A 1,675-nucleotide genomic window follows, 5' to 3' on the forward strand; every position below is an offset into this window, starting at 1 on the left:
GCACGCGGCCGAACAGCGCCGCGGCGATCACCAGCGCGACCATGACGACGGGATGCAGGCCTCGCTTCATCAGATCCGCCTTGCCGTCTCGCGCTGGAACAGCCCTTCCGGGCGGAACATCAGCACCGCCGCCATGATCAGGTAGATCATGAACAATTCGGCCTGCGGCAGCAGATGCACGGAGGCCGCGCGCGCCAGCCCTACGAGAATGGCACCGACGGCCGCGCCCTCGACACTGCCGAGCCCGCCGATCACCACAATGGCAAAACTCAGGATGATGACGTCGGAGCTGAGGCCCGGCTGCACCGAAATCTTCGGCGCGGTGAGCGCGCCCGCGAACGCCGCCAGCAGCACGCCGAACGCAAAGGCGAAGGCGTAGACGCGCTTCACCTTGACGCCCATGCTGGCGCTCATCTCCTCGTTGTGGATGACGGCCGAGACGATCTTGCCGGTCACCGTCCGGTTCAAGCCGAACCACACCGCTACGCCGCTCAGGATGGCGATCGGAATCAGTACCAGGTCGTAGCCGACATAAAAAAGTTTGCCGTAGGAGACGTTACCGAACAGGTCATAGGGCTGCGTCGCATAGATCGGGTTGACGCCCCAGATCAGTTTTGTCAGGTCTTCCAGCAGCAGGAACACCGCGTAGGTCACCAGCAGCAGCACCACCTCGTCACGGCCGTAAAACATTTTTAGCAGGCCGCGCTCCAGCATCAGCCCGACCGCGGCCGCAACGAAGGCGGCCGCGAGCAGCATGGCCACAAAACTCGCGGCCGGCGGCAGGCCGTTCGCCGCGGCCATCGTCACCGCGGTCGCCGCGACATAGGCGCCGAGCGCATAAAAACTGCCATGCGCGATGTTGAGGATTTTCAGCACGCCGAACACCAGCGTCAGCCCAAGCGCCACGATGAACAGCCACGATGCCTCGATCAGGCCGTCGACGATGATGGTGAGCACGAGATTCATCTCTTACCTCTCCCCGCAGGGGAGAGGTCGACGCGCATCGTCAGATGCGCGGCGGGTGAGGGGCTCGCCACACACGCAGGACTCGCGGCAGCCCCTCACCCGGATTGCATCTGACGATGCAATCCGACCTCTCCCCTGCGGGGAGAGGTGAAGGGAGCGTCGCCGCTTGACGTCAGAGCAAGTCGCTAATTGCACTTCGCGCCGGCCATGCCGCCCTTGATCCAGTCCAGCGCCTTGACGCCCGGCGGCGGGTTGACGCATTCGGCGGCGAAATACTGGATGTCGACCAGATCGACCCTTTTGGAATCCGGATTATATTTGGTGCGGCTGAAGGCGATCGGCTGGATCGCCTGATGGCCGTCGGCGAGCTTCATCTGGATCAGACCGCCCGGCGATTGCCATTCCAGCCCGGTCATCGCAGCGACCAGTTCGTCGGTGGAAGGCTTCTTGCCGCCGTTCGCCGCCATCGCCTTTTCCACCGCGGCCTTCAGCCCGAGGATCGCCTGGCTCATGCGGTAGGCCGCCTGCACCGGATAGACGTTGTTGACGGCCTCGTAGCCCTTGAAGAACCAGTCGTTGAGCGGCGATTTCTGTGACATCAACCCATAGGCGCCGCGCGCGCCGATGATGACGCCGTCGGGCATCTTGTCGCCGAGCGGCGGCAGCACGTGATCGGAAGCGCTGAACACCAATTGGCTGCGTTTTGCCA

The 1,675-nt window shown here is 63.8% G+C and carries 1 protein-coding gene and 1 pseudogene; both read right to left on the bottom strand.

The window, feature by feature from the left end:
* Positions 1-69: 69 nt before the first annotated feature.
* Positions 70-966 carry a branched-chain amino acid ABC transporter permease gene (locus VGP39_RS18090; RefSeq protein ID WP_327569471.1) on the bottom strand — a complete coding sequence of 299 codons (897 nt, stop codon included), beginning with the start codon at positions 964-966 and terminating at the stop codon, positions 70-72.
* A 185-nt stretch (positions 967-1,151) separates the two neighbouring features.
* Positions 1,152-1,675, bottom strand: a pseudogene (locus VGP39_RS18095) (ABC transporter substrate-binding protein); the annotation flags it as partial.

This window comes from Bradyrhizobium sp. (assembly GCF_036009065.1).
In the GTDB taxonomy this organism is placed as follows: domain Bacteria; phylum Pseudomonadota; class Alphaproteobacteria; order Rhizobiales; family Xanthobacteraceae; genus Bradyrhizobium.